Below are 25,603 nucleotides of genomic sequence, written 5' to 3'. Positions count from 1 at the left end.
GCCGGACTCTCGAGGTGCGTGGGAACCGTCGAAACCTCGGGTGCTCCCCGCACCCGAGGCCCTCTCTCGGGCTCCAGATCACCCCCACGTCTGGCGCCGGGGACGCGACTGCTGGCTTTTCGTAGCGCCGGACCTACTGATCATTAATGGTCGCCTCGTGTCCGAACGGCTGAAGCACGGTCAATCTAGAGCATCGGGGCCGGTATGTAGAGAGGGCGTGTGTGATTCGTGTTCAAGCTTTGTGGCCGGATGCACCGATCACCGGGCCGGCTTCGCCGGCAACCCGCGCCGGCGCCCGCCCCGCAGGGCGTTCACGCCGTCGGGCCCGGCCGCCGTGCCCGAGGCCGGTGAACGCCATCGGGTGCCCGGAGCCGGCAGCACCGGCGCCTCGATCTCCCGGTGCGCGCCACCGGCTCATACGATCAGGCGCTGCGGGCGGCTGCGCTGTGGGACCTGCCCCGACGGGTCGAGCGCCTACTCCGCGAGCCCACCTGCGATGCCGTGAACCGCTGCGGTGCCTGTCGGCGCGCTGCCGTCCGGGGCGTGGGACAGTCCCGGCGCCACCGCGAGGGCCGGGTCGAGGCCGCGGAGGAGTGGGAGGGCCGGGTCGAGGCCGCGGTGGGCGGCCTCTGGATGCGGCGCACCCGCGGCGGCGCACCGGCCGCGAATCCGCTCGGTTCTCCGGAGTCGCCGGGCGACCTCTTGACCTCCGTGGCGCCAGCCACTAACTTGCGGTCAACGTCCACCCATAACGACCGAGAGGAGGCGACCAGCGGATGTACACCAGCTCTGATCTGAGTCGCCTCGCCCACAGCACGGTCTGGGTTCCGGGTCGTATCGCTCACGGCTGCTGATCGCGCCGTCCTGATGTGCCCGGTCCGTGGCACATCCGCTTCGATGTGCCCTCCGCGGCGCATTCCCCTCTGATGTGCCCGTCCGCGGCACATTCCAGTTTTCCCTTCACCACCTCATGGCACGCCGCTGTCGCGTGCCGCGCCGCGCCCGGTCTTGTCACGTGGCGCCGCTGAACACAGAAAGCTGCCGGAAATTGGCGAACATGCTGAATCGACCGATCGCGCACCGAAGCGGAGGCCCGTCATGGTAGCGGCGCGGATCACGGTCAACGGAAAAGAAGCACCGATTTCACCGGCTGCGCCCCACACCACGGTGCTGGACTTTCTGCGCGAGCGTGGACTCACCGGCACCAAGGAGGGCTGCGCCGAGGGTGAATGCGGCGCCTGTTCGGTCCTGGTGGCCCGTCCCGGGGTGAACAAGCCCACCGACTGGGTGGCGGTCAACGCCTGCCTGGTCCCGGTCGCGGCGCTCGACGGCCAGGAGATCATCACCTCCGAAGGTCTCGCCACCGCCGGCGAGCCCGGCACGCCTCCCGCCCTGCATCCGGTGCAGGAGGAGATGGCGGTCCGTGGCGGCTCCCAGTGCGGCTACTGCACGCCGGGATTCGTCTGCAGCATGGCCGCCGAGTACTACCGGCCCGACCGCTGCCCGCACGCGGACGCGGTTGACAGCGCCGACGCCGAGCACGGTCCGAACGGTTTCGATCTGCACGCGCTGAGTGGGAACCTGTGCCGCTGCACCGGCTATCGCCCGATTCGCGACGCCGCGTTCGCCGTCGGCACACCCGCCGACGAGGACCCGCTGGCGCAGCGTCGCGAGCAGGCGCCGCCCGCACCGGTCGCCACCGAATACGCCCAGGACGACAGTGCGTTCCTGCGGAAGAGCACCCTGGCCGAGACGTTGCAGCTGCTGCGTGAGCGGCCCGACGCGGTGGTGGTCGCCGGCTCCACCGACTGGGGCGTGGAAGTGAACATCCGTTCCCGCCGGGCGGATTGCGTGGTCGCCGTCGACCGGCTGCCCGAACTGCGGGAGCTGCGCGTCGGATCCGACCACATCGAGATCGGGGCGGCGCTGACGCTCACCGAGATCGAACGCCGCCTCGACGGCGCCGTCCCCCTGCTGGCGGAGCTGTTCCCGCAGTTCGCATCCCGGCTCATCCGCAACGGTGCGACCCTCGGTGGCAACCTGGGTACCGGCTCTCCGATCGGCGACAGCCCACCGGTGCTGCTCGCCCTCGAGGCGTCCGTGGTGCTCGCCGACGCGGACGGTGAGCGCGAGGTCCCGCTGGCGGACTACTTCACCGGCTACCGGCAGAGCGTGCGCCGTCCCGGTGAGCTGATCCGGGCGGTACACGTCCCCCTGCCGCTGTCGCCGGTCGTGGCCTTCCACAAGATCGCCAAGCGGCGCTTCGACGACATCTCCAGCGTGGCAGTCGCCTTCGCGCTCGACATCGAGGACGGGATCGTCCGCAAGGCGCGCATCGGCCTGGGCGGCGTGGCCGCCACCCCGATCCGCTCCCGCGCCACCGAGGCGGCCCTGGAGGGCGAGCCGTGGACCGCGGAGACCGCCGAGGCCGCGGCCCGGGTGCTGCGGGGCGAAGGCACCCCGATGAACGATCATCGCGCCAGCGCCGTCTACCGGTCCGCGATGCTGGGGCAGAGCCTGCTGAAGCTGTACGCGCAAACCACCGAGGCGGTGTCGTCATGAGTCATTTGTCCGAGCGCCCCGAGAAGCCCACCGTCGGCGTCACGATGCCGCACGAGAGCGCCGGCCTGCACGTCACCGGCACCGCGCTCTACACCGACGACCTGATCCACCGCACCAGGGGCGTGCTGCACGCCTACCCGGTGCAGGTCATGAAGGCCCACGGCAGGATCACCGCGCTGCGCACCGAGCCCGCGCTCGTCGTGCCCGGTGTGGTCCGCGTGCTGACCGTTGCCGACGTGCCCGGCGTCAACGACGCCGGGATGAAGCATGACGAACCGCTCTTCCCCGACGAAGTCATGTTCCACGGTCATGCGGTCGCGTGGGTGCTCGGCGAGACCCTGGAGGCTGCCCGGCTCGGTGCGGCTGCCGTCGAGGTGGAACTCGACGAACAACCCTCCCTGATCACGCTGCGGGAGGCGATCGAGGCCGAGAGCTTCCACGGCGCGCGGCCCGTGATGGCGACCGGCGACATCGACGCGGGCTTCGCCGACTCCGCGCACGTGTTCACCGGCGAGTTCCAGTTCTCCGACCAGGAGCACTTCTACCTCGAGACGCACGCGGCCCTGGCCCTCGTCGACGAGAACGGGCAGTTGTTCATCCAGAGCAGCACCCAGCACCCCTCGGAGACGCAGGAGATCGTCGCGCACGTGCTCGGCCTGCACAGCCATGAGGTGACCGTGCAGTGCCTGCGGATGGGTGGCGGCTTCGGCGGCAAGGAGATGCAGCCGCACGGTTTCGCGGCCATCGCGGCGCTCGGCGCCAAGCTGACCGGGCGCCCGGTCCGGGTGCGGCTCAACCGCACGCAGGACCTGACCATGTCCGGCAAGCGCCACGGGTTCCACGCCGCGTGGAAGATCGGGTTCGACGCCGACGGCCGCATCCAGGCACTCGACGCCACCCTGACCGCGGACGGCGGCTGGAGCCTCGACCTGTCCGAGCCGGTGGTGGCCCGCGCGCTGTGCCACATCGACAACACCTACTGGATTCCGAACGCGCGCGTCGCCGGTCGCATCGCCAGGACCAACAAGGTCTCCAACACGGCCTTCCGCGGCTTCGGGGGCCCCCAGGGCATGCTGGTGATCGAGGACATCCTGGGCCGGTGCGCGCCACTGCTCGGCGTGGACCCGACGGAGTTGCGGGAGCGCAACTTCTACCAGCCGGGGCAGGGCCAGACCACGCCGTACGGACAGCCGGTCACCCAGGCCGAACGGATCTCCACCACGTGGCAGCAGGTGCAGGAGCACGGCGGCATCGCCGATCGCAAGCGCGAGATCGCGGCCTTCAACGCCGCGCACCCGCACACCAAGCGGGCGCTCGCGATCACCGGGATCAAGTTCGGCATCTCGTTCAACCTCACCGCCTTCAACCAGGGCGGCGCGCTGGTGCTGATCTACAAGGACGGCTCGGTCCTGATCACCCACGGCGGCACCGAGATGGGGCAGGGCCTGCACACGAAGATGCTGCAGGTGGCCGCGACCACGCTGGGCATCCCGCTGCACAAGGTGCGGCTGGCCCCCACGCGGACCGACAAGGTCCCCAACACCTCTGCCACCGCCGCCAGTTCCGGAGCCGATCTCAACGGTGCGGCGGTGAAGAACGCCTGCGAGCAGCTGCGGGAGCGGCTGCTGCGGGTGGCCGGCACCCAGCTCGGGGCGAACGCGTCGGACGTGCGCATCGTCGAGGGCGTCGCGCGCGTCCTGGGCAGCGACAGGGAGCTGGCCTGGGACGACCTGGTGCGCACCGCGTACTTCCAGCGGGTGCAGCTGTCGGCGGCCGGTTTCTACCGGACCGAGGGTCTGCACTGGGACGTGAAGACGTTCCGTGGCTCGCCGTTCAAGTACTTCTCCTACGGCGCCGCCGCGGCCGAGGTGGAGGTGGACGGCTTCACCGGCGCGTACCGCATCCGGCGGGTGGACATCGTGCACGATGTCGGCGACAGCCTGTCCCCGATGATCGACATCGGACAGGTCGAGGGCGGTTTCGTGCAGGGCGCGGGCTGGCTGACGCTCGAGGACCTGCGATGGGACGCCGGTGACGGGCCGAACCGCGGCCGGCTGCTGACGCAGGCCGCCAGCACCTACAAGCTGCCGAGTTTCTCGGAGATGCCGGAGGAGTTCCACGTCACTCTTCTGGAGAACGCCACGGAAGAGGGTGCGGTGTTCGGGTCCAAGGCGGTGGGTGAGCCTCCGCTGATGCTGGCCTTCTGCGTGCGAGAGGCGTTGCGGCAGGCTGCCGCCGCGTTCGGGCCGAGCGGGGTCGGTGTCGAGTTGGCCTCACCCGCGACACCGGAGGCGGTGTACTGGGCGATCCAGGCGGCTCGCCAGGGCGAAGCCACGGGGAACGGTGATGCCCGCAACGGGCTCGCCACCCATGGCCACGTTGGAAACGGGCACGCCGACGGCAAGATCCGAACCGACGCAGAAGCGCTGAGCGGTGCCTGACATGACGTGGGTCGCCGCGGTCGCACGGTTGCGAGCACGCCGGGAGTCCGGCGTGCTGGTGACCGTGGCGACCGTGCGCGGCCATGCTCCGCGCGAGGCCGGTGCGAAGCTCGTCGTGGGGCAGACCGAGACATGGGGCTCGATCGGTGGCGGCAATATCGAGGCCGTCTCGATCGACCGGGCCCGGGAGATGATCGCCGCGTCCAGGCCGGAGCCCGAACTGATCGATTTCGCCCTGAACGACAAGGTGATCAACCAGCACGGCGTGCAGTGCTGCGGCGGCACGGTTTCGGTACTGCTCGAACCACTGCCCGTGGTACGGGCGGTGGCGATCTTCGGCGTCGGGCACGTCGGGCTGGAACTGGCGCGCGTCCTGGCACGTCAGGACCTCGACCTCCATCTGATCGACAGCCGCTCCGACATCCTCAGCAAGCAGCGGCTCGACGTATTGGCAGACGCGGTGGCGCAGGTGCATGTGCACCACACGCCGCTGCTGCCCGAGGAGGTGCTGGAGGAGTTGCCGCCCGGCACCCATGTCCTGATCATGACCCATGATCACGCCGAGGACGCCGCCCTGTGCGACGCCGCCCTGCGCACACCCCGTCTCGGCTCCATCGGGCTCATCGGGTCGGCGGCCAAGTGGATGCGGTTCCGCAAACGCCTGGTCACCGAGGGCGGTCACGACGAGGCCACCGTCGACCGGATCAAGACCCCGATCGGGCTGGCCGACATCACCGGTAAGGAACCGGCGACCATTGCCGTGAGCGTCGCTGCCGACCTGCTGCGCACGTTCGAGACCGAGGGGGACTGACTCCCACCGGGCCGACAGGGGTGCCCCGCGTGCGTGCGAACGCACACATGCGGGGCACCCTTTTCGCATGACCCCGACCTGGACCGTTCCCGGGAACCGCCGGTCCCGGGCGCCCGGCTGGGACACCCAGGGGCCGCGCGTGAGGCCGGTGGAGCGCAGGACGCAGGACCGCGGGCGGTACCCGGACCGGTTGATGAGCGAAAGCCGGGTCGCGGACGTCGAGCAGGGACGGGTTCGCTCACCGTGGGCGGCGGAGGCCCGGCTGCCGGCTCCCGGCGCGGGTGGCATCGTCACGTCGCGGGGATTCTGAGGACCCCGTTGTCGTAGTCGATGGTGATCGAACCGAAGTCGCTGAGCACGTCCGAGCCGAGCAGGCCCTGAATCCCGCCGCCGCCCCTGGGAGGGCCGAGGTCGAGGATCGTGACCTCGCCGGGGTCGATACGTACGTCACCGACGGCCCACTGCTCCACCCGTGCGACGGGAACCTGCCCGGTGCCGAGGATCCCGCTCACCGAACGACGCTCGCCGGTGCGCTCCAGACCGACGCGGTCGGCGACGTCCTCACTGACGACGCTGGCGGAGGCACCGGTGTCCAGGGCGAACATGAAGGGGCCCTCGCCCTCCAAGCTCACCGGGACGAACGCCAGCGTCGCGTCACCCTGCTCCAGGACCCTCAGCGGCACTTCACGTCCGGCTCCGGGGGAGGGCCGCGGCGCGTCTCGCTCGTCGCGGTCGCTGTAGAGAACGCAGCCGGTGAGAAGGAGGGCGGAGAGGAGCGCCGCCCCGAACCGGCTCATCCACCGGTGCCGGACGGGGGGTGCGATGCCGTTCCGCGTGCCCATGTGACCGGTGTGCCCGCCCCGGCACCATCGAACCCTCGTCCGCCGGTCGGCGGCGGGCATGCCCGGAAGTCGGCCGGCGCGTCAGGGGAGCGGCGCGTAGATGACTCCGAGCTTGTCGACCTCGGCGCCGGAGCGCCCCGTGAAGCCGACGAGCCGCCAGCCGGCGGGTGCGGTGAAGGTGACCCTGTCCGACGTGGCCGAACCGGCCGAGAGCGTCCGCCCCCGGTCGGTGGTCAGGGCGGCGGAGAAGATCCGGGTCCTGCCGTCCTTCCGCCCCTTGGTCAGCGTCACGGAGGCCAGGTGCTCGCCGGGCGCGAGGGTGAGGGATGTCGCGGTGCCGCCCGTACCACCGTGGGCGAGCACCGTACCGCCGTCGTGGGTGAGCGAGACGGCGTCGAGCCGGGATCCGCCGCGCAGCGTCAGGGTGCGGGGGGAGGGTGCGGCGGGCAGGTGGGCGGCGTCGTTGAAGGCGGTGCCGTGCGGGCCGCCGAAGAAGTCGCTCGCGCGCCGGTCGGCGGGCAGCCGCCAGTCGAGGACGGCGGAGTGCGGATAGTGGTCGGACAGGTGCTTGCCTGCGGGGTCGAGGAACGACGCCCACTCGTTGTGGTAGCGGGTCGCGGTGAGGCCGACGAGCGGGCCGCCTCGGTAGAGGATCTTGTCGACGACCTCGCAGGAGTCGGTCGGCGCGGCCTGGTCGCAGACCAGCGCGTCGCTCCCGGCGGGCGGCGCGGAGCCGCCGCGGACCAGCCGCACCCAGGCGTCGGTGAGGCCGTTCTCGAGGGCGAGGGTGCGGATGTTGTCGCCGGTGCGGGTGTAGCGGGTGTTGGTGTCTCCCATGACGACCACCGCGTTGCCCTCGGAGTGGGTCCTGATGAACGCGGACAACTGGTTGATGTTGGCCCGGCGGGCGGCGAGGGCGGCGTCCGTCGTGTCGGCGTTCGTGTGGACGTTGTACAGGTCGGCGAAGACGCCTTCGGCGAGCCGTACACGGGCGAGCGTGAAGCCCTTGGGCGTCAGGCAGTCCGTGCCGGTGCAGGCGTTCCAGCGGATTCGCACGAAGTCCTCGAAGGGCACGTCCGAAAGGGTGTTGAGGCCGTCTCCGAAGCCCGCGCCGCCGCTGGTGGCGGTGCGGTGGGGATGGTCGTCACCGGCGTAGAGGGCGGCGTGGTAGTTGAAGTCCTCCTGGACGTTGACGATGTCGTACGCGCCGAGACGGGGGCTGATCAGGGGCGTGTTGGTGGCGGGACTGCCGGAGCTGAGCCCTTCGGGAAGCCCGGCCACGTTGTAGGTGAGGACGTTGAAGGTGCCGGATGCGAAAGCGGCCGGCGCCGGCGCCGGACCGGCGGTCGCGGCAGGGGACAGCGACCCGGTGAGGGCTACGGCGGCCGAGGCCAGGACGCCGAAACGGACGAGCAGTGTGCGCATGGTGGGGGCCTCCGGAGGAGTGCGCGAGTCTGTGGTGTGCCGCGAGCATGACAATCTCTGACTGTGTGAACAGTAGCGAAAAGGTTGGACTTCGAGCACTCGCGCGTACGTGTCACCGGTGGGAGGCCACCCCCCGCCACCGGGCCGGCGACGTTTCCGCCGCCTCTCACGGCCGGCATATCCGCCCCGTGCACTCCGGCGCCCTCGACCTCACCCGGGACGGTTGCCGGACCGGCCGGTGCGGACGTGCCCGGGTGGACGCCGACGTCTTCTCCATGGGGGAACGGGCAGCCCGCTGCCCCGGCCGGTCAAAGGCGGACGCCCCGCAGGGCGGTGCGGCCGTCCGCCGACTGCCGGCCGGGCCACCGCCGGCGCCGCGGCGGACACGGCAGGCGGGGCCGAAGCAGCGAAGCTGCGCATTCCCGCAGGCCCATGAGGACCGAGATCATCCGAGACCTTGCGGCCGCTCTGCCGCCAGCTGCGCCTGCCGCCAGCTGCGCCTGCCGTCAGCTGCGCCTGCCGTCACGACGCACAACTGAAGAGCGCTGCACCGAAGACGCCAGGAAGCGATCAGCAAGGCCGTCCGCACACTCACCGGAGCCGAGCCGGCCGAGCCGGCCGCGCCGAGCTGGAGCCCGGGCCGGCCGGGCCGGAGCCCGCGCCGGGCCGGGATTCGCAGCCGGGGACCGGGAATCGGAACGGAATCGGGGGTCACAAGCGTGGGCAGCCAGGGCGACCGGGGCCTTGTGGCGGCGGGACCGGTTCCGTCACAGACGGAGGACCAGCTTTCCGCGCACCCTGCCCTCGCTGCTCACCCGGTGTGCCTCCGCGGCCTCCTGCAGCGGGAGGACCGACTGGACCTCGACGTGCACGGCGCCGGAGTCGATCAGCTCGCCGATCGTGCGCAGTGCTTCGCCGTCGGGAGTGACGATGATGCGGCGGGCCGTGACGCCGGGGATGCGGTGCGCTTCGTCCACCGGTTCCGGCAGGGTGACGAGCGTGCCACCGGGGCGCAGCAGCCGCCACGACGCGTGCTGCACCGGGCCGCCGACGGTGTCCAGGACGACGTCGAACGGCTCCCCGGAGGCCAGGTCCGCCGTCGCGCGGTCCACCGGCTCGTCGACGCCGAGCCTGCGGAGGAACTCCAGGTTGCGGGCGGAGGCGGTGGCGGTGACGTGTGCCCCGCGGTGCCGGGCGAATTGCACGGCGAAGTGCCCGACGCCGCCCGCGCCCGCGTGCACCAGGACGCGCAGGCCGGCCGTGACCCCCGCCGTCTCGAGCGCCTGCCAGGCCGTCAGGGCGGCCAGGGGCACGGCGGCGGCCTCCTCGTGGGAGAGGCGGGCCGGCTTGGGCGCCACGGCGGACGCGGGCAGGACGCACAGCTCCTGGTAGGCGCCTCCGTACGGCAGCGGCAGCATGCCGTACACGGCCTCACCGACCGCCGGGCCGCCCGGCACGGTGCTTCGCACCACACCCGAGACGTCCCAGCCCATTCCCAGCGGGAAGGGCCGGTCGCTGCGTACGGCCCCTTCGCGGTGCTTCCAGTCGACCGGATTCACACCTGCTGCCCTGACCTCCACCAGCACGTCTCCGTCCGCCGGAGCCGGCTCGGGCCGTTCCGTGAGTTCCAGGACGCTCTCGTCCCCGTATCGGGAGAAAACCACCGCGCGCATCGAAGCCGCTCCTGTCGTATCGCCAGTCCGTGTGCCACCCGGAACGCCGTGACGCCGGGCGGCGAGGTGCGGATCCGCACCCGGGTCCACCGTCGCGGCACGGTGGGCGCGGAACCATTACTCCGCGAGTACCAGGTCGGGGCAGGGCAGGAACGCGCAGGTCGCAAGGGGGGTACTGACGGGGACAGGCTGCCGGGCGCCGCCTCGGCGCATACTGGCGCGCATGAACGCAGCCAGTGAGCTCGGTGCCTTTCTGAAGTCGCGGCGTTCCCGGGTGTCCCCCGGGGCCGCCGGTCTTCCCGCCATCGGCCGGCGCCGGGTCGCGGGGCTGCGCCGGGAGGAGGTGGCCGAACTCGCGGGAGTCAGTGTCGTGTACTACACGCGTCTCGAGCAGGGCCGCGCCCGCAACCCGTCAGACGCCGTGCTGGACGCGCTGGCACGGGTACTGCGCCTCGGTCCGACCGAGCGGACGCACCTGTACGACCTCGCGCGCGGGGCCGTCCGCAGGGCTGCCCCCTTTGCGGGAGCCGCCCGCCCCGGGGGCACCGCGGATCACGCGGACTCCGAGGGCGCCGACCCCGGTGGCGCCGAAGCCCTTCAGGGCGTGGCCGTACGGGAGGACCTGCATCGTCTTCTCGCCGCCGTGGGAGCCGTTCCCTCGTATCTCCTGGGGCCCGCGATGGACGTCCTTGCCGCAAACGACCTGGCCCGCGCCCTCGTCGGCGGCCTCGGTGGAGCCGAGTCCGGGCGGTCGAACCTCGCGCGTCACGTCTTCCTCGACCCCTCCGCCCGCGACCTCTACCCGCAGTGGGACGACGTGGCGCGGCAGACCGTGGGATTCCTGCGCCTCTCGGCCGGCCGCCGTCCCGGGGACGCGCGGCTGGGCCGGGTCGTGACGGAACTGAGCCGCCGCAGCCCGGAGTTCCGGGCGCTGTGGGCGGCACAGGAGGTACGGGAGAAGTCCTACGGCACCAAGAGCTTCCGGCACCCGCTGGTGGGCGGTTTCGAGCTGGCGTACGAGACCCTGTCGCTGCCCGGGGACGAGGGCCGGTCGCTGGTCGTTTTCACCGCGCCGGACCCGCGTGCGGACGACGCGCTGCGGCTGCTCGGCAGTTGGACTGCGCCGCCCGCCGGCCACACGTCGGCCACCGGCTCGGCGCCGCGCGCGTCCCGGCGCGGCCACGCCCCGCGTTCCTGAACCGCCCGCCTGGCCGGCGGGCGTACGCGGCAGGGCGGCGCGCGAAGTGAAAGTTCGGCTCCCTTCGGTGTCCTCAGCCCTTACACGTCGGCGGACTTGCGTCTAGTCTCACCCCTACTTTCCAGTTACCGGTCAGTTAACAAGTCGTTGATGGGCGCACCTGGGCCCGGAGGTCAATGTGAGTTCCGCGCAGTCCCTTCTTGAAAGCCGCCCGGTTTCCGTGGCGCACCTGTTCCTCTCAAGGGTCGAGGCCACACCCGGGGCCGAGGCTTACCGTTACCCCGTGCCTGTCGGCGACGGTGACTCCGGCGCCGTGCAGTGGCGCTCGCTGACATGGGCGCAGACCGCCGAGCGTGTCACGGCGATCGCGGCCGGGCTGCTCGCCCTCGGCGTGCGGCGCGAGGAGCGGGTGGCGATCTCCTCCTCCACCCGGGTGGAGTGGATCCTGGCCGACCTGGGCGCGATGTGCGCGGGAGCCGCCGCCACCGCCGTCTACCCCAGCACCAACGCCGATGAGACGGTGTACATCCTCTCCGACTCCGGCAGCCGGGCGATCTTCGTCGAAGATGCCGCCCAGCTGGCCAAGGTGGTCGCCAACGCCGACCGCCTGCCCGACCTCGACCACGCGATCCTCTTCGATCCCGGGGCGGACAGCCCGCAGGTGGCGGGGCTGGAGGTGCTGTCCCTCGCTGAGTTGGAGAAGCGCGGAACCGCGTATCTGGAAGAGCACCCGGACGCGATCGAGCAGGCGGTCCGGGCCATTGAGCCGGAGCACCTCGCCACCCTGATCTACACCTCCGGCACGACCGGCCCGCCCAAGGGCGTGCGCCTGGTTCACGACTGCTGGTCGTACCAGGGCGTCGCACAGGAGGTCAGCGGGCTGCTGCGCTCCGACGATGTGCAGTTCCTGTGGCTGCCCCTGTCCCACGTCTTCGGCAAGGCGCTGATCTCCGGCCAGATCAGGACCGGTCATGTGATGGCGGTGGACGGGCGCGTCGACCGCATCATCACCAATCTGCCCGCGGTCCGGCCCACCGTGATGGCGTCCGCGCCGCGGATCTTCGAGAAGGTCTACAACGGCATCGCGGGCAGAGCGAGAGCCGAGGGCGGCGCCAAGTACAAGATCTTCCTCTGGGCGGCGAAGGTCGCCCGCGACTACGCCAGGACCGGGCAGGAGAGCGCAGCGGCGACGGGAAGACGCCGGGTGCCCCTGGCGCTCGCCGTGCAGCACGCCGTCGCCGACAAACTGGTCTACGGCAAGATCCGCGCGGCCTTCGGAGGCAATCTGCGCGGCAGCGTTTCCGGCAGTGCCGCCCTCGCCGCGGACATCGGCTATTTCTTCTCCGGCGCCGGCGTGCACGTCTTCGAGGGCTACGGCCTGACGGAGACCAGCGCCGCCTGCACCGTCAATCCCGCCGAGGGCTACCGGGTCGGAACGGTGGGCAAACCACTGCCCGGTACCGAGGTCCGTATCGCCCAGGACGGCGAGGTCCTCCTGAGAGGCCCCGGTGTCATGCGCGGCTACCACAACCTTCCGGAGAAGACCGCCGAGGTCCTGGAGAGCGACGGCTGGTTCCGCACCGGCGACATCGGTGAGGTGGACGGGGACGGGTTCCTCCGCATCACCGACCGCAAGAAGGACGTGTTCAAGACCTCGGGCGGCAAGTACGTGGCGCCCACCGAGATCGAGGGCCGCTTCAAGGCCGTCTGCCCGTTCGTCAGCAACATCCTGGTCATCGGCAACGGCCGCAACTTCTGCACCGCCCTGATCGCCCTCGACGAGACGGTCATCATGCCCTGGGCGGCATCCCACGGCCTCGGCGGCCGCAGTTACGCCGACGTCGTCTCCTCGCCGCAGGTCCACGAGCTGATCGACGGCTTCGTCCAGCGGGTCAACGGCGACCTGCAGCGGTGGCAGACCATCAAGAAGTTCTCGGTGCTGACGCGCGACCTCGACGTCGAGCACGGTGAACTCACCCCCAGCCTCAAGGTCAAGCGCCCCGTCGTGGAGCGCACGTACGCCGAGGCCATCGAAGCGATGTACGAGGGCTCCCGCGAAGCCTGATCTCCCTCCGTCCGGTACGTACGGCAGCCGTACGGGACGCTGCGCCCTGCGCCGCGTTCTCCTCGGGCGGCGGTGCGCGGGCGCATGAGGACGCGGTCTTTGCCGTGTGCCCGACACCGGCCTCGTCGCCGGCGTCGGGCACACGGCTGCTTGCTGCCCGGGCGCCGGGTGGCCGCCACGAGCCACGGCGGGTGGCGACGTGCCACGACGGGCGACGGCGGGCCACGGCGGGCGGTGGTCCGGACGAGGCATCCCGGCGGGGCGCTCTGCGGTGGGCGCGGCTCCCGGTGCGCAGTCGGCGCGCGGTCAGTGGGGCATGGGAATCTCGAAGTGCACGGTGGCGACTCCGGCGCCGTGCTCGCCCGTCGCACGGGCATCGAAGACTTCCTTGGCCACACTCCGCCAGAAGGCTTCCGCGCCTTCCACGTTGACATTGGTGTGCAGGTAGATGCTGTCGTAACCGGGCGTCGTGGCGGCGAAGGCGCATGCCTGACGCACCAGCTTCCGCGCCAGGCCGTGGCGGCGGTGTTCCGGCCGGACGTACACCCGCACGAGCTGGGCCGTCGTCACCGGGGGATAGCGTTCCGCCAGCCAGCGGGGGTGCGGCGGGTGAACCGGCCCTCCCGAGCGTACGCCGGTGGTGGCGACGACCTCGCCGTCGTGCACCGCCACCAGGAGCAGGTGCCGGGGGTTGTCGAGGTAGGTGGCCGTGATGTCGACGACGTCGCGGTGCCACGCGGGTACGTAGCCGTAGTCGAACTCCCGGTAGAAGGTGTCGAGCATGAGGCGACGCGCTCCCTCCACGTCGGCCGGTGAGGCGGGCCGCACGGTGTACGAGGGGTTGTCCGGTGCGTCGGTCATCGGGGAAGTCCGTTTCGCTGGAAGGTGACGTGGTGCGGTCCGCCGGCCGGTCCGGCCCACCGAAGTGGCGTACTCGCGGCCCTGCTTGCGGCCCCACCCGTCGGCCTGCTCCGGGGACTCCCGCGCCGCGGAGGAGCGGCCGCAGTGGGGAGAGGTGTGGCGGAGTCGGCGCGGCGGGTGTCGGTCTCGCATGGCGAGAAGTGGAGCCGTGACAGTAGTGACAACGATAACCATTATGGATAGTGTGCGCTGCGGTCAAGGCGCCGCGCCCAGGGCGCGCCCGCCGGCCTGTGTGGTCCCTCAACTGCCGTGCGAGAAGGGGAAGCCGTGGCTCATCTGCTGATGGTCGAAAGCTGGGTCGGATCGATGAGCAGGCTGCTGCCACGGGCGATCCGCGAGGCCGGCCACGAGTTCACCTTCCTCACCCGGGACCTGCACCACTACCTGCGCTCCGCGCCGGAGGGCACCGCACACCCGCTGCTCGGCGCCCGCCATGTACTGACGGCCGACACCAATGACACCGAGGCCGTGCTGCGTTTCGTCGGCCGGGCCCACGACGCGTTCGGCTTCGACGGTGTGATCACGTCCTGCGACTACTACCTGCCGACGGCCGCTCGCATCGCCGGGCGGCTCGGGCTCCCCGGCAACGCTCCTGAGGCGGTGGAGGCCGCGTGCCGCAAGGACGCGACGCGCCGCATCCTGGCCGACGCGGGCGTGCCGGGGCCGCGCTTCGCGGTCTGCGGGGACTGGGCCGACGCATCGGGGGCGGCGCGTCGCATCGGCTACCCGCTCGTCCTCAAGCCGGTGGACCTGTGCGCCGGGATGTACGTCCGACGCGTCGACGACGAGGAGCAACTGGCTGGCGCCTTCCGTGCCCTTGCCGAGTTTCCCGTCAACGCGCGGGGACAGCGGCGCGCCCCCGTCGTCCTGCTGGAAGAGCTCCTCGACGGTCCGGAAGTCAGCGTGGAGACCGTCTCGTCCGGCGGCACGGTACACGTGGTCGGGGTGACCGACAAGAGCATCGGCGGGGCGCCCGCCTTCATCGAGACGGGGCACATGTTCCCGGCGGCGCTCACCCCCGCGGACGCCGAAGCCGCCCGTGAAACGGCAGTGATGGCACTGCGGGCGCTCGGTCTGCACACGGCCGTGTCGCACACCGAGATCAAGCTGACGGCCGACGGCCCCCGTGTCGTGGAGGTCAATCCCCGCCCGGCCGGGAACCGCATCACCGAGCTCGTCCGCCACGTCACCGGCATCGACCTGGCCGCGGCATGTGTCGACGTGGCCCTCGGCCGTGAGCCGGACCTGCGCCGGCAGGACACCGGGCTGCGCAGCGCCGCCATCGCGTTCCTGGTCCCGGACACCGGCGGAGTGCTGGAGGGTGTCGACGGCGCGGACGAGGTGCGTGCCGCGCCGGATGTGCTGGAGCTGCAGGTGGCCGAGGCCGGCCGGACGGTCAAGGCCGCCGGCAGCAACAACGAGTACCTCGGGCACGTGATGGCCGGCGACGCCGACGGCCTCGGCGCCCGCGGCCGTGCCGAAATCCTTCTCTCCGCGCTCTCGCCCAAGGTCGTGAGCCGATGAACGCCGCCACCACCGACGCGACGGCCACTGCCGCCACCACCGCCGCGACGGCCGCCGCCTCCTCGTACGCCGAACTCGTCGAGCGTGTACTCGGTGGCGGCTTCGGCCCCGATCCGCGTACGGAGCGCATATCCGTGGCGTTCACCACGCGTCAGTGCGTACGGCACGACGGGCGCCGCGGCGGCTACCGCAACGAGGTGCTGAGCCTGCGCCTCGCCGAAGCGGTCGGGTCCTGCGCGGTCGAACCGGGTGAACTGCCCGACGACGCGGTCGAGGACTGCGTCGGGGCGGACGTCGCCCGGCTGCTGGAGCACGAACTGACGCCGGTGCGGGTGGCGGCGCTCGACGCCTATCTGTCCCACGCTCTCCCGCACCGCCCCGCCAACGGGGCACGCGCCTTCCCACTGCCCGCCGGGACCTCCCTGGAGAAGTCCAGGGCCCGCGCCGGTGCCGTCGTCGAACTGCTCGACGCGGCTCCCGGCAGCACCGTGCTCGTGGTGGGAGTGGTGAACTCGCTGCTGGAGGCACTCAGAGCCCGGGGGCTGGCCTACATCCCCTGCGACCTCAAGGGAGGCAGCACGGAGTGGGGCGAGCCGGTGCGCACGGACGCCCTCGCCCACCTGGACCGCTGCGACGCCCTCCTCGCGTCCGGCATGACACTGGGCAACGGCAGTTTCGAGCCCCTGCGCGAGCACGCGCTGCGGCTCGGCAAGCCGCTGGTGATGTTCGCCCAGACGGGCAGCGCGGTGCTGCCGCGCCTCATCGGGGCGGGGGTCAGCGCGGTGTGTGCGGAGCCGTACCCCTTCTTCTGGCTCGACGGCGGTCCCGGAGCCGTCCACCGCTACGGCGGAGCGGGCTCATGACGGCGGCCGTGCTCAGCCCCACGGGCAACCGGGAACTGCTCGCCCTGCTCGGCCGGACCCCGCTCGCACGCGTCACCGCCGACCTGCCCTGTCCCCAGCCCGGCTTCTGGGCCAAGCTGGAAGGGCTCGGTGTCGGCGGTATGAAGGCACGGGCGGCCGTCTCCATGCTGCTCGGGGCCGAGGAGCGGGGCGAACTGCTGCCCGGCGCCCCGGTCGTGGAGTCCACCTCCGGCACCCTCGGTATCGGCCTCGCCTTCGCGGGCCAGGCGCTCGGGCACCCGGTCGTCCTGGTCGGCGACGCCGAACTGGAGCCGTCCATGCGGCAGTTGCTGCGTGCGTACGGTGTGCGGCTGGAGCTGGTCGACCGTCCCGCCGACGAGGGCGGCTGGCAGGCCGCCCGGCTGGCAAGGCTGCGCGAACTGCTGGAGCGGCTCCCGGACGCGTACTGGCCCGACCAGTACAACAACCCGGACAACAATGCCGGATACGCCTCCCTCGCCGCGGAGCTCGCCACCCAGCTCGACCATCTGGACGTACTGGTGTGCAGTGTGGGAACCGGCGGGCACAGCGCGGGAGTCGTCGCCCCGCTGCGCCGGTACTGGCCCGCGCTGCGGCTGATCGGTGTGGACGCGACCGGATCGACGATCTTCGGCCAGCCGGCCAGACCACGGCTGATGCGCGGTCTGGGCAGCAGCATCCACCCGCGCAACGTCGCCTACGAGGCGTTCGACGAGGTCCACTGGGTCGGACCGGCCGAGGCCGTCGACGCGTGCCGGCGACTGGCCAGGAGCGCCTTCGTGAGCGGCGGCTGGAGCACCGGCGCCGTCGCGCTCGTCGCCGCCTGGGCTGCCCGCGTCCACCCCGGAGCCGTGGTCGCCACCGTCTTCCCCGACGGCCCGCACCGCTACCTCGGCAGCGTCTACGACGACGACTTCACCACCGCCCACGGCCTGGACCTCGGCACCGCGGCCGCCCGTCCCGTCGAGATCCCGCACCCGCGTGCCGTGGAGGCCACCGGCTGGGCCCGGTGCCGGACGGTCACCGATCCGCTGGTGAGCCGTGCCACGCCGCCGATCCTGGAAGAGAGCCCGTGAAGGCCACCCGGCGCACCGTACGCCTCGAACTCACCGAGCCCCTGCGCATATCCCGCTCCACGATGGCGGCCCGCGACGCCGTCTGGCTCTCCGTCGAGCACGAGGGGCAGCGCGGGTACGGCGAAGTCGTCAGCAGCGTCTACTACGGCCTCGACACCGACACCATCGGAGGGCTGCTGAGCGAAGCGGCCCTGGACCTCGCGCGCTTCCCCGATCCGGAGACCGCCCTCGGCGCCCTGCGCTCCGGTGAGTGGAGCCGGGACGGTGTCCCGCCCGCCGTGACGGCCGCGGTCGAGTCGGCGCTGCTCGACCTCGCCGGCAAGCGCGCGGACGCCCCGGTCCACCGGCTCCTCGGTACCGCGGCACCGCCGTCCGCCGCGACCGCCCGCACCATCGGCATCACCTCACCGGAACGGGCCGCCACCCAGGCCGGCCGCCTCGCCCGGGACGGCTTCACGGTCCTCAAGATCAAGGCCGGGACCCCCGACCCGCACGACGACCTCGAACGCGTACGGGCCGTCCGCGCCGCGGCTCCGCACGTACGGCTGCTCCTCGACCCCAACGGAGCCTGGACGCCCCGGGACGCGGCGCGGCTGCTGCCCCGCTTCGCGGAACTGGGTGTCGAAGCCGTCGAACAGCCCCTGGCTCCCGGGGACCCCGAGGCACTCGCGAAGCTCGCCGAGCGCTCACCGCTGCCCGTCATCGCCGACGAGGACGCGGTAGGCCCGGAGGACGCCCGCCGGCTCGCCGGACGCGTCCACGGCATCAACGTCAAGCTCGCCAAGTGCGGCGGCGTCACCGCGGCCCTCCGCATCGCCAAACTCCTCGCCGGCACCGGCACCCACCTGATGCTCGGCTGCCTGACCGCCAGCACGCTGGGCATCGCCCCCGCCGTCCACCTCGCCGACCGGGCCCGCTGGACCGACCTCGACGGCCATCTGCTCCTCGCCCACGACCCGTGGACCGGCATCGGCGGCACGGACGGCACCGTACGGGTGAGCCGGAGCCCCGGCCTCGGCGTCCACCTCCGCGCCGACGACGCGGAGCGGCAGCCGTGAGGACATGGCGGGAGCTGCGCGGCTTCCCGCTCGCCATCCGCCTCCTCCTGGTCAACCAGCTCGGCGTGAACATCGGCTTCTACCTCCTGATCCCGCATCTCGCCGTCCATCTGACGGAGAACGTGGGCATGTCGGCGGCCGCCGTCGGCATCGTCCTCGGCGTACGCAACCTCAGCCAGCAGGGGCTCTTCCTCATCGGCGGCTCGGCGTCCGACCGGCTCGGGGCACGGGGTGTCATCATCGCCGGATGCGCTCTGCGCACCGTGGGCTTCGGTCTCTTCGCGCTCGGCGACGGACTGGCGGTGCTGCTCGCCGCCTCGGTGCTCAGCGGGCTGGCCGGGGCGCTCTTCAACCCCGCCGTACGGGCCTACCTCGCGCTCGAGGCGGGGGAGCGCAAAGCCGAGGCTTTCGCCCTGTTCAACGTGTTCGCGACCACCGGCGCCCTGATCGGGCCGCTACTCGGCAGCGCCCTGCTGCTGGTCGACTTCCGCGCCTCCGCGCTCACCGCCGCCGGCATCTTCGCGGCGCTCACCGTCGCCCAGGCCCTGGTGCTGCCGCGCCGCGAGCCCGCGCCGAGCGGGAACAGCGTCCTCGCCGACTGGCGGGAGGTGGTCGGCAACCGCGCCTTCCTGGCGTTCGCCCTCGCCATGGTCGGCCTCTTCACCATGGAGAACCAGCTGTACCTGCTCCTCCCCGACGGGGCCCGCCGGGCCACCGGCTGGGACGGCGCGGCGGGCATCGTCTTCCTCACCGGCACGCTCGCCAACCTGTGGCTGCAACTGCGCATCACACGCAGGCTGAAGGCGCGGGGCAGCCGGGCGCGCTGGATCGCCGTGGGGCTGGCGCTGATGGGACTCTCGTTCCTGCCGCCGATGGCCGTGGCGGGCGGCGCACCGTCGCACGGTGGCCTCGGCGAGGCCGTACTCCGCGCGCTGCCCGTGCTCGCCGGCGCGCTGCTCCTCTACGTGGGCGTCATGGTCGCCCAGCCGTTCGTGATGGAGCTGATTCCCCGATTCGGCCGCCCTGAACTCACCGGCACCTACTTCGGAGTGTTCTACGTGGTCTCGGGCATCGCCGCGGCAGTGGGCAACACGGTCGTCGGCTGGGCCATGGACACCGGCGAGCGGGGCGGGACGCCCTGGCTGCCCTGGGCCTGCTGCGTCGCCTTCGGGCTCACCTCCGCGGCCGGCGTCGCCTGGCTGCACCGCCTGCGTGCCCTGCCCGGCCGCCCCGTCACAGTCGCGGCGACAGCATGAGGAGACACCCGATGAACACCGACGGCACCGGCGGCGCCAACCTGCTGACGGACAACCCCGCCCTGTACGAGGCCCGCTTCCCCGACCCGGAACGGCTCGCCGGGCGCTGGGCCGAGGACTGCCTGCGGCGCCACGGAGCCGGGCCCGGGGTCCTGGACGCCGGCTGCGGCACCGGCCGTGACGCCGCCTACCTGCACCGGGCGGGGCGCACGGTCACGGGCGCCGACCTGTCGGAGGCGATGCTCGCATACGCCCGCGTCCATCACCCCGGCCCCAGGTACGTCCTCGCCGACCTGCGCCGCTTCGACCTCGAGGAGGACGACTTCGACGCCGTGGTGTGCCTTGACAGCTCCCTGCTGTACTGCCACACCAACGACGAACTCGACGGCTTCCTCGACTCCTGCCGCCGCTCCCTGCGGCCCGGCGGCCTCCTCGTCGCGGAGATGCGCAACGGCGCCTTCTTCCTCGGCCGTACGGAGCTCCTCGACGCCCCCGCTGTCAACGGCTTCACCTGGGAGGGCGTCGCCTACCGCTCCACCACCACGCTGTCCGTGGACCGGGGCGCCCAACTGCTGCGCCGCGTCCGGGTCTGGACCTCCGACGACGGGTCCCCGCCGGTCGAGCAGCGCTCCGCGTGGCGGCTGCTGCTGCCGCAGGAGCTGCGCCACTTCCTGACCGCCCACGGCTTCGAGGTACTCGGCCTGTACGACCGGCCGGGCCCCCGCACAGACCCGCCGTGGCGCGAGGGCGACCTCCCCGCCGGGACCGCCGACGCGGACCGGCTGCACCTCGTCGCCCGCCTCCGGCACGACCACTGATCACCCCCCCACCCGCTCGCTGCCGCCCCCCACGGCCAGATATCCGCTCGTACGGCAAGGACACCGCCATGCAGGAAACCTCCGTCTCTCCCGTCAACGAATCCCGTTTCCCGGGGCTGCGCCGCCGCGGCTTCCTCGCCGCCGCCGGTGGAGTGGCCGGCCTCGGGGCCCTCACGCTCACCGGCTGCGCGGGCACCTCCGACCCCTCGGACACCGCGGCCAAGGGGGACGGCAGGCCCCAGCGCGGAGGGCGGCTGCGCGCCGCCTTCGCCGGCGGGGGCGCCAGCGAGACCCTCGACCCGCACCTGAGCAGCCTGTTCGCCGACGTGGCCCGCGCCAAGGCACTCTTCGACAAGCTCGCCGACTACGGACCGGACCTCTCCGCCCAGCCGCGCCTGGCCACGTCATGGGAGCCCGACGCCGGCCTGACGCGCTGGAAGGTCACCCTGCGCGAGGCGGCCTTCCACGACGGCAAGCCCGTCACCGCCCAGGACGTCCTCTACAGCTACCGCCGCATCACGGATCCCGAGAAGGCGTTCCGTGCCAAGGCGTCGCTGGAGCCCATCGACCTGAAGGCCAGTCGTGCCCTCGACGCGCGCACCGTCGAGTTCGTCCTCAAGCGTCCCAGCGCCGAGTTCCCCAACGTGCTCGCCGCGTTCGGCGCGTACATCGTGCCCGACGGCGCACAGGACTTCGACGACAAGCCCGTGGGCAGCGGGCCGTTCCGCTTCGTGTCCTTCGCGCCCGGCCGGTCGGCCGTGTTCAAGCGCAACGACGCCTACTGGGACGGCGCCCCCCACCTCGACGAGCTGGAGTTCGTCGTCGCCAACGAGGAATCCGCCAGGGTCAACGCCCTCCTCGGCGGACAGGTGGAGTACGCCCACGAACTCAACCCCACCACCGCCCGCGCGCACGAGAGCGGGGACCGGATCCAGATCGTCCGCCTGCGGAACAGCGCCATGCAGTCCTTCGCCATGAAGACCGACCGGCCGCCCTTCGACGACAAGCGGGTCCGCCAGGCGTTCTTCCTCATCGCCGACCGCAAGGAACTGGTCGACGGCGCCCTCTCCGGCGCGGGTGAAATCGGCAACGACCTCTTCGGCAAGGGCTACGAGTACTACGCCGCCGGCCTGCCCCAGCGTGAGCAGGACATCGACCGGGCCAAGGCGCTGCTCAAGGAAGCCGGCGCGGAGAAGCTCGAGGTCACCCTCGACACCTCGCCCGTCGCCGCCGGGTTCACCGAGGCCGCGACCATCTTCCGCGACCAGGCGGCGAAGGCCGGTGTCACCATCAGGGTCAAGACCGGCAGCAAGGACAGCTACTGGAAGGACATCCTGGATTCCGGCACGCTCTGCTCCTACCGCTCCGGCGCCATGCCCATCGAGGCCCACATCTCCCAGCGGCTGCTCACGGACTCCACCACCAACGCCACCAAGTGGCATCACAAGGACTTCGACGCCCTCTACCGGCAGGCCCAGTCCACCAAGGACGAGAAGGAGCGCGCGACCGTCTACGAGCGTATGCAGCGCAGGCTGCATGCCGAAGGCGGCTTCCTGATCTGGGGCTTCGGCGACTGGATCATCGGCACCGCCCGCAACGTCCGCGGCGTCGAGACGAAGGCGCCCGCCAACTCCCTCGACTGGGCGCGCTTCGACAAGGTGTGGCTGGCGTGAGCGGACTCCGCTCCTGGATCGCCCGGCGGCTGCTGCTCGGTCTCGGCCAGACGGCAGCCGTCGTGCTGCTCGTCTTCGCCCTGACCGAGGCGCTGCCGGGCGACGCCGCCGTGGCGCTCGCCGGCGACCAGCCGGACCCGGAGCGGATCGCCGCCATCCGCGAGGCCATGGATCTGGACCGGCCCGCCCACGAAAGGCTCGCGGACTGGGTGGCCGGACTGCTGCACGGCGACTTCGGCACCTCCCTGGCGTCCGGGCGGCCCGTCACCACGTACATCGCGGACGGCCTCGGACCGACCCTGCTGCTCGCCGCGCTGACGGTGGTCCTGCTGGTGCCGGTCGGGGTGGGCCTCGGGGTGCTGGCGGCCCGCCACGAGGGGCGGCTCGTGGACCGGCTCGTCAGCTCGACGACGCTGGGCGTCTACGCGGTACCGGAGTTCGCGTTCGGGGTGCTGCTGATCACGGTGTTCGCGCTGCGCCTGGGCTGGCTGCCGCCGACCGCCGTCGGCTACGGAACGGACCTGCTCGCCCACCCGGCAGCGCTGGTGCTGCCCGTCGTCGTCCTGCTGTCCCGGCCGGTGTGCTCCATGGCCCGCCTCGTACGGGCCGGCATGATCGAGGCCCTGGCCTCGCCGTACGTGGCCCACGCCCGCCGCTACGGAATCACCGGCGCCCGTGTCCGGTACACCCACGCACTGCCGGGCGCGGTCGCGCCGGCCGCCCAGCAACTGGCCCGCACGATCGACTGGCTGCTGGGCGGGGTCATCGTCGTGGAGGCGCTGTACGTGATCCCCGGACTGGGCACCGTACTGATCAACGCGGTCGCCGAGCGTGACGTGCCCGTGGTGCAGGGCCTCGCGGTGCTCTTCGGGCTGACCACAGTCGTCCTCAACATCGGCGCCGACCTGGTCACCCGCCGATTCGCTCCCCGGGCGGAGGCGGCTGCATGAGATCGCGCTTCGCGCTCGGCGCGCTCGTCGTGGGTGTGCCGCTCGTCCTGGCCCTGCTGGGGCCGCTGTTCGCGGGCGAACCCGGGCCACGCGCCGCGTCGTTCACCCTCGGCGGCGGGCACTGGCTCGGAACGGACTTCACCGGACGGGACGTGTGGCGGGAGATCCTGCTCGGCGGGCGCTCGGTGGTGCTCGTCGCGCTCGCGGCGACACTGCTCGCCTACCTGGTGGCGCTGCCCCTCGGGCTGATCAGCGCGCTCACCGACCGGACATGGCTCGAGGAGGTGCTGATGCGGCCGCTGGACGTGCTGCTGGCCGTGCCGTCGCTGCTGATGATCCTGCTCGTGGCCTCGGTTCTCACTCCCGGTCCGGTCGGCCTCGCCCTGCTCGTCGCGCTGGTCAACATCCCGGACGCCGCCCGGATCGTCCGGGCGGCGGCGGCCGAGGTGGCGTCGCGCCCGGCGGTCGAGGCACTGCGCATGCAGGGCGAGACGTGGTGGCGCATGGCCGTCGGCTATGTCGTCAGGTCCCTCACCCGGACGCTCGCCGCCGACGCGGGCGTACGGCTGACCGGGGTGCTCTACCTGGTGGCGACCGCCGCGTTCCTGGGGGTCGGTGTGGCACCGGACGCCTCCGACTGGGCCGTGATGGTGGACCGCAACCGCACGGGCCTGTTCGTGCAGCCCTGGGCCGTTGTGGTGCCCGCCCTGCTGATCGTCGGCCTGACCATGGGCGGCAACCTGCTCTTCGACGCCCTGCTGGAGAAGAGGAAGCGAACATGAACGCGGTCGCCGAGATCAGGAGTCTGCGGGTCGAGATCGGTGGCCGGGCGATCGTCGACGGAGTGAACCTGACGGTCGTGCCGGGGAAGATCACCGCGCTGGTCGGCGCGTCCGGCAGCGGCAAGACCACCACGGGGCTCGCGCTGCTCGGCGAGTACCCGCCGGGCGCACGGCTGTCCGGTGACGTCCGTGTGCCCGAGGGCCTTGTCGGATACGTCCCCCAGCACCCCGGCTCGGTCCTCAACCCCGCACGCCGGGTGGGCGCGCTGCTGCGCGACATCGCCCGTGCCCGGGTCCGGACACTGCCTCGGGCCGAGCGCCGGGCCGCCGCCCGGGAACGCATCGTGCGCGCCCTGAGTCTGGCTCAGCTCCCGGAGGGCGAGGAACTGCTGCGGCGCTACCCCCATCAGCTTTCCGGCGGTCAGCAGCAGCGTGTCGTGCTGGCGCAGGCACTGCTGCTCGGAGCCAGGGTGGTGGTCGCGGACGAGCCGACCACCGGGCAGGACGCGCTGACGAAGCGGCGCATCGTCGACCAGCTGGCGGAGGTCGCCCGGCAGGGCATCGCGGTGGTGCTGCTCAGCCACGACCTCGACGTCGTACGCGCTCTCGCCGACGACGTCCTGGTCATGCGCGGCGGCCAGGTGGTGGAGTCGGGTCCGGCGGAACGGATCCGGCTCGCACCGCGGCACCCGTGGACCCGCGAACTCCTGTCCGCGGAGCCCCGGTTGCCCGAGCGCGAAGGCGACGGACCGGGCGACGTCGTCCTCGAGGTACGTGACCTCACCGCCCGGCACGACCGGACCGTGGTGCTGCGCGCCGACGCCCTCACGCTCGGCGCCGGGGAGTGCCTTGCCGTGGTCGGCCGTTCCGGCAGCGGCAAGACCACACTCGCGCGCTGCCTGGCCGGACTCCATCGCGACCACGACGGTGACATCCTGCTGGACGGTACCCCGCTGCCCCGCAGTCTGCGCACCCGCACCCGCGACCAACTGGCGGCCGTGCAGTACGTCTTCCAGGACGCGCGGGCCGCCTTCGACGAGCACCGCCCGGTGCTGGGCCAGGTGGCCCGTACGGCGGTACGGCTGCGCGGTGCCGCCCCGGACGATGCCCGGACCGAGGCGCTGGACACCCTCACCGGCCTCGGCCTGACGGAGGAACTGGTGCGGCGCAGGCCGGGGGAGCTGTCCGGCGGTGAGCTCCAGCGGGCCGCGCTCGCCCGGGCCGTGCTGGCACGGCCGAGGGTTCTGGTCTGCGACGAGATCACCTCCGGTCTCGACGCGGTGACCCGGCGCGCCCTCCTGGACCTGCTCACCGCTCTGCGGGGCGAACGGCCGGAGCTGTCCGTCGTTCTGATCACCCATGACCTGGACGTGGCGGCCGTGGCGACGCGTATCGCCGTACTGAACGGCGGGGAACTCGTCGAGCAGGGGCCGGCCCGCGAGGTGCTGACCACGCCGCGGCATCCGTTCACGGTCTCCCTCACGGAGACGTCGGCGCGGCTGACGGAGAGGACACGCGCCTGAGGCCGGTCGATTGCCACCGGAAGGGGGGCCCGGGGGGGGTGCAACCGCGCCGGCGGGGCAGCGGGGGGGGGGGGGAAGTAAAGTAGGTAGAAAGAGTTTCGGGGTGCGTTAGCCGGAGCGGGGA

At 72.1% G+C, this 25,603-nt stretch carries 19 protein-coding genes; 15 read left to right on the top strand and 4 right to left on the bottom strand.

What is annotated here, in order from left to right; genetic code table 11:
* The first annotated feature begins 1,098 nt into the window (after positions 1-1,098).
* Genes AB0903_RS26255 through xdhC form a run of 3 tightly spaced genes read left to right on the top strand, consistent with a single transcriptional unit; the run spans position 1,099 to position 5,814 of the window.
* Positions 1,099-2,562: an FAD binding domain-containing protein gene (locus AB0903_RS26255; protein ID WP_366706820.1), complete on the top strand. Its 1,464-nt coding sequence runs from the start codon at positions 1,099-1,101 to the stop codon at positions 2,560-2,562.
* A complete protein-coding gene (gene xdhB / locus AB0903_RS26250) occupies positions 2,559-5,003 on the top strand; it encodes a xanthine dehydrogenase molybdopterin binding subunit (RefSeq protein WP_366706818.1) in 2,445 nt (814 codons plus the stop codon). The genes AB0903_RS26255 and xdhB overlap by 4 nt, the downstream gene beginning before the upstream one ends.
* A gap of 1 nt (position 5,004) precedes the next feature.
* Entirely contained in the window at positions 5,005-5,814 is an 810-nt protein-coding gene (gene xdhC, locus AB0903_RS26245) for a xanthine dehydrogenase accessory protein XdhC (RefSeq protein ID WP_366706816.1), read from the top strand.
* Between the two features lie 290 nt (positions 5,815-6,104).
* Here xdhC and AB0903_RS26240 read toward each other — a convergent pair whose 3' ends face one another.
* The 3 genes from AB0903_RS26240 to AB0903_RS26230 all read right to left on the bottom strand — a co-directional run bounded on the left by AB0903_RS26240 (position 6,105) and on the right by AB0903_RS26230 (position 9,754).
* Positions 6,105-6,656, bottom strand: coding sequence for a retropepsin-like aspartic protease (locus tag AB0903_RS26240; RefSeq protein ID WP_366706814.1), 552 nt, complete (start codon positions 6,654-6,656; stop codon positions 6,105-6,107).
* Positions 6,657-6,737: 81 nt separating this feature from the next.
* The gene (locus AB0903_RS26235; RefSeq protein WP_366706812.1) at positions 6,738-8,081 is read right to left on the bottom strand and encodes a jacalin-like lectin; all 1,344 of its coding nucleotides are present in this window, start codon (positions 8,079-8,081) and stop codon (positions 6,738-6,740) included.
* Between the two features lie 767 nt (positions 8,082-8,848).
* Positions 8,849-9,754 (bottom strand): NADP-dependent oxidoreductase, encoded by a 906-nt coding sequence (locus AB0903_RS26230; RefSeq protein ID WP_366706810.1) that lies wholly within the window; start codon positions 9,752-9,754, stop codon positions 8,849-8,851.
* Between the two features lie 223 nt (positions 9,755-9,977).
* Between AB0903_RS26230 and AB0903_RS26225 the strand changes: the two genes are divergently transcribed.
* Together AB0903_RS26225 and AB0903_RS26220 are read left to right on the top strand one after the other, a co-directional pair.
* Positions 9,978-10,952, top strand: a complete 975-nt coding sequence (locus tag AB0903_RS26225) for a helix-turn-helix transcriptional regulator (protein ID WP_366706808.1) — start codon at positions 9,978-9,980, stop codon at positions 10,950-10,952.
* A gap of 178 nt (positions 10,953-11,130) precedes the next feature.
* Positions 11,131-13,017, top strand: coding sequence for an AMP-dependent synthetase/ligase (locus AB0903_RS26220; protein WP_366706806.1), 1,887 nt, complete (start codon positions 11,131-11,133; stop codon positions 13,015-13,017).
* Between the two features lie 306 nt (positions 13,018-13,323).
* Here AB0903_RS26220 and AB0903_RS26215 read toward each other — a convergent pair whose 3' ends face one another.
* A complete protein-coding gene (locus AB0903_RS26215) occupies positions 13,324-13,878 on the bottom strand; it encodes a GNAT family N-acetyltransferase (RefSeq protein WP_366706804.1) in 555 nt (184 codons plus the stop codon).
* 327 nt (positions 13,879-14,205) lie between these two features.
* Between AB0903_RS26215 and AB0903_RS26210 the strand changes: the two genes are divergently transcribed.
* From AB0903_RS26210 to AB0903_RS26165, 10 genes are all read left to right on the top strand, one after another.
* The gene (locus AB0903_RS26210) at positions 14,206-15,462 is read left to right on the top strand and encodes an ATP-grasp domain-containing protein (protein ID WP_366706802.1); all 1,257 of its coding nucleotides are present in this window, start codon (positions 14,206-14,208) and stop codon (positions 15,460-15,462) included.
* Positions 15,459-16,325, top strand: a complete 867-nt coding sequence (locus AB0903_RS26205) for a DUF364 domain-containing protein (RefSeq protein WP_366706800.1) — start codon at positions 15,459-15,461, stop codon at positions 16,323-16,325. Before AB0903_RS26210 ends, AB0903_RS26205 begins: the two co-directional genes overlap by 4 nt.
* A complete protein-coding gene (locus tag AB0903_RS26200) occupies positions 16,322-17,419 on the top strand; it encodes a cysteine synthase family protein (RefSeq protein WP_366706798.1) in 1,098 nt (365 codons plus the stop codon). Before AB0903_RS26205 ends, AB0903_RS26200 begins: the two co-directional genes overlap by 4 nt.
* On the top strand, positions 17,416-18,477 hold the full coding sequence (locus AB0903_RS26195; protein ID WP_366706796.1) for a dipeptide epimerase: 1,062 nt from the start codon (positions 17,416-17,418) through the stop codon (positions 18,475-18,477). Before AB0903_RS26200 ends, AB0903_RS26195 begins: the two co-directional genes overlap by 4 nt.
* Positions 18,474-19,733, top strand: a complete 1,260-nt coding sequence (locus AB0903_RS26190) for an MFS transporter (RefSeq protein WP_366706794.1) — start codon at positions 18,474-18,476, stop codon at positions 19,731-19,733. The genes AB0903_RS26195 and AB0903_RS26190 overlap by 4 nt, the downstream gene beginning before the upstream one ends.
* A gap of 11 nt (positions 19,734-19,744) precedes the next feature.
* Positions 19,745-20,551 (top strand): class I SAM-dependent methyltransferase, encoded by an 807-nt coding sequence (locus AB0903_RS26185; RefSeq protein ID WP_366706792.1) that lies wholly within the window; start codon positions 19,745-19,747, stop codon positions 20,549-20,551.
* Between the two features lie 68 nt (positions 20,552-20,619).
* Entirely contained in the window at positions 20,620-22,224 is a 1,605-nt protein-coding gene (locus tag AB0903_RS26180; protein WP_366706790.1) for an ABC transporter substrate-binding protein, read from the top strand.
* Positions 22,221-23,174: an ABC transporter permease gene (locus tag AB0903_RS26175; protein WP_366706788.1), complete on the top strand. Its 954-nt coding sequence runs from the start codon at positions 22,221-22,223 to the stop codon at positions 23,172-23,174. Before AB0903_RS26180 ends, AB0903_RS26175 begins: the two co-directional genes overlap by 4 nt.
* Complete coding sequence (locus AB0903_RS26170; RefSeq protein ID WP_366706786.1) at positions 23,171-23,956, top strand: ABC transporter permease subunit; 786 nt, start codon at positions 23,171-23,173, stop codon at positions 23,954-23,956. The genes AB0903_RS26175 and AB0903_RS26170 overlap by 4 nt, the downstream gene beginning before the upstream one ends.
* Positions 23,953-25,479 (top strand): ATP-binding cassette domain-containing protein, encoded by a 1,527-nt coding sequence (locus tag AB0903_RS26165; RefSeq protein WP_366706784.1) that lies wholly within the window; start codon positions 23,953-23,955, stop codon positions 25,477-25,479. Before AB0903_RS26170 ends, AB0903_RS26165 begins: the two co-directional genes overlap by 4 nt.
* Positions 25,480-25,603: the final 124 nt, after the last annotated feature.

Source organism: Streptomyces sp. NPDC048389 (assembly GCF_040706335.1).
Taxonomy (GTDB): domain Bacteria; phylum Actinomycetota; class Actinomycetes; order Streptomycetales; family Streptomycetaceae; genus Streptomyces.
The sequence above is the reverse complement of the archived record's forward strand: the minus strand, read 5'-3'. Positions and strand labels throughout refer to the sequence as shown.

Bases quoted from the DNA above. Each gene is read 5' to 3' on its own strand.
- AB0903_RS26255 (WP_366706820.1), top strand. From the start codon at position 1,099: ATGGTAGCGGCGCGGATCACGGTCAACGGAAAAGAAGCACCGATTTCA.
- AB0903_RS26240 (WP_366706814.1), bottom strand. From the start codon at position 6,656: ATGGGCACGCGGAACGGCATCGCACCCCCCGTCCGGCACCGGTGGATG.
- xdhC (WP_366706816.1), top strand. From the start codon at position 5,005: ATGACGTGGGTCGCCGCGGTCGCACGGTTGCGAGCACGCCGGGAGTCC.
- AB0903_RS26170 (WP_366706786.1), top strand. From the start codon at position 23,171: ATGAGATCGCGCTTCGCGCTCGGCGCGCTCGTCGTGGGTGTGCCGCTC.
- xdhB (WP_366706818.1), top strand. From the start codon at position 2,559: ATGAGTCATTTGTCCGAGCGCCCCGAGAAGCCCACCGTCGGCGTCACG.
- AB0903_RS26230 (WP_366706810.1), bottom strand. From the start codon at position 9,754: ATGCGCGCGGTGGTTTTCTCCCGATACGGGGACGAGAGCGTCCTGGAA.
- AB0903_RS26165 (WP_366706784.1), top strand. From the start codon at position 23,953: ATGAACGCGGTCGCCGAGATCAGGAGTCTGCGGGTCGAGATCGGTGGC.
- AB0903_RS26180 (WP_366706790.1), top strand. From the start codon at position 20,620: ATGCAGGAAACCTCCGTCTCTCCCGTCAACGAATCCCGTTTCCCGGGG.
- AB0903_RS26235 (WP_366706812.1), bottom strand. From the start codon at position 8,081: ATGCGCACACTGCTCGTCCGTTTCGGCGTCCTGGCCTCGGCCGCCGTA.
- AB0903_RS26215 (WP_366706804.1), bottom strand. From the start codon at position 13,878: ATGACCGACGCACCGGACAACCCCTCGTACACCGTGCGGCCCGCCTCA.
- AB0903_RS26200 (WP_366706798.1), top strand. From the start codon at position 16,322: ATGACGGCGGCCGTGCTCAGCCCCACGGGCAACCGGGAACTGCTCGCC.
- AB0903_RS26225 (WP_366706808.1), top strand. From the start codon at position 9,978: ATGAACGCAGCCAGTGAGCTCGGTGCCTTTCTGAAGTCGCGGCGTTCC.
- AB0903_RS26185 (WP_366706792.1), top strand. From the start codon at position 19,745: ATGAACACCGACGGCACCGGCGGCGCCAACCTGCTGACGGACAACCCC.
- AB0903_RS26205 (WP_366706800.1), top strand. From the start codon at position 15,459: ATGAACGCCGCCACCACCGACGCGACGGCCACTGCCGCCACCACCGCC.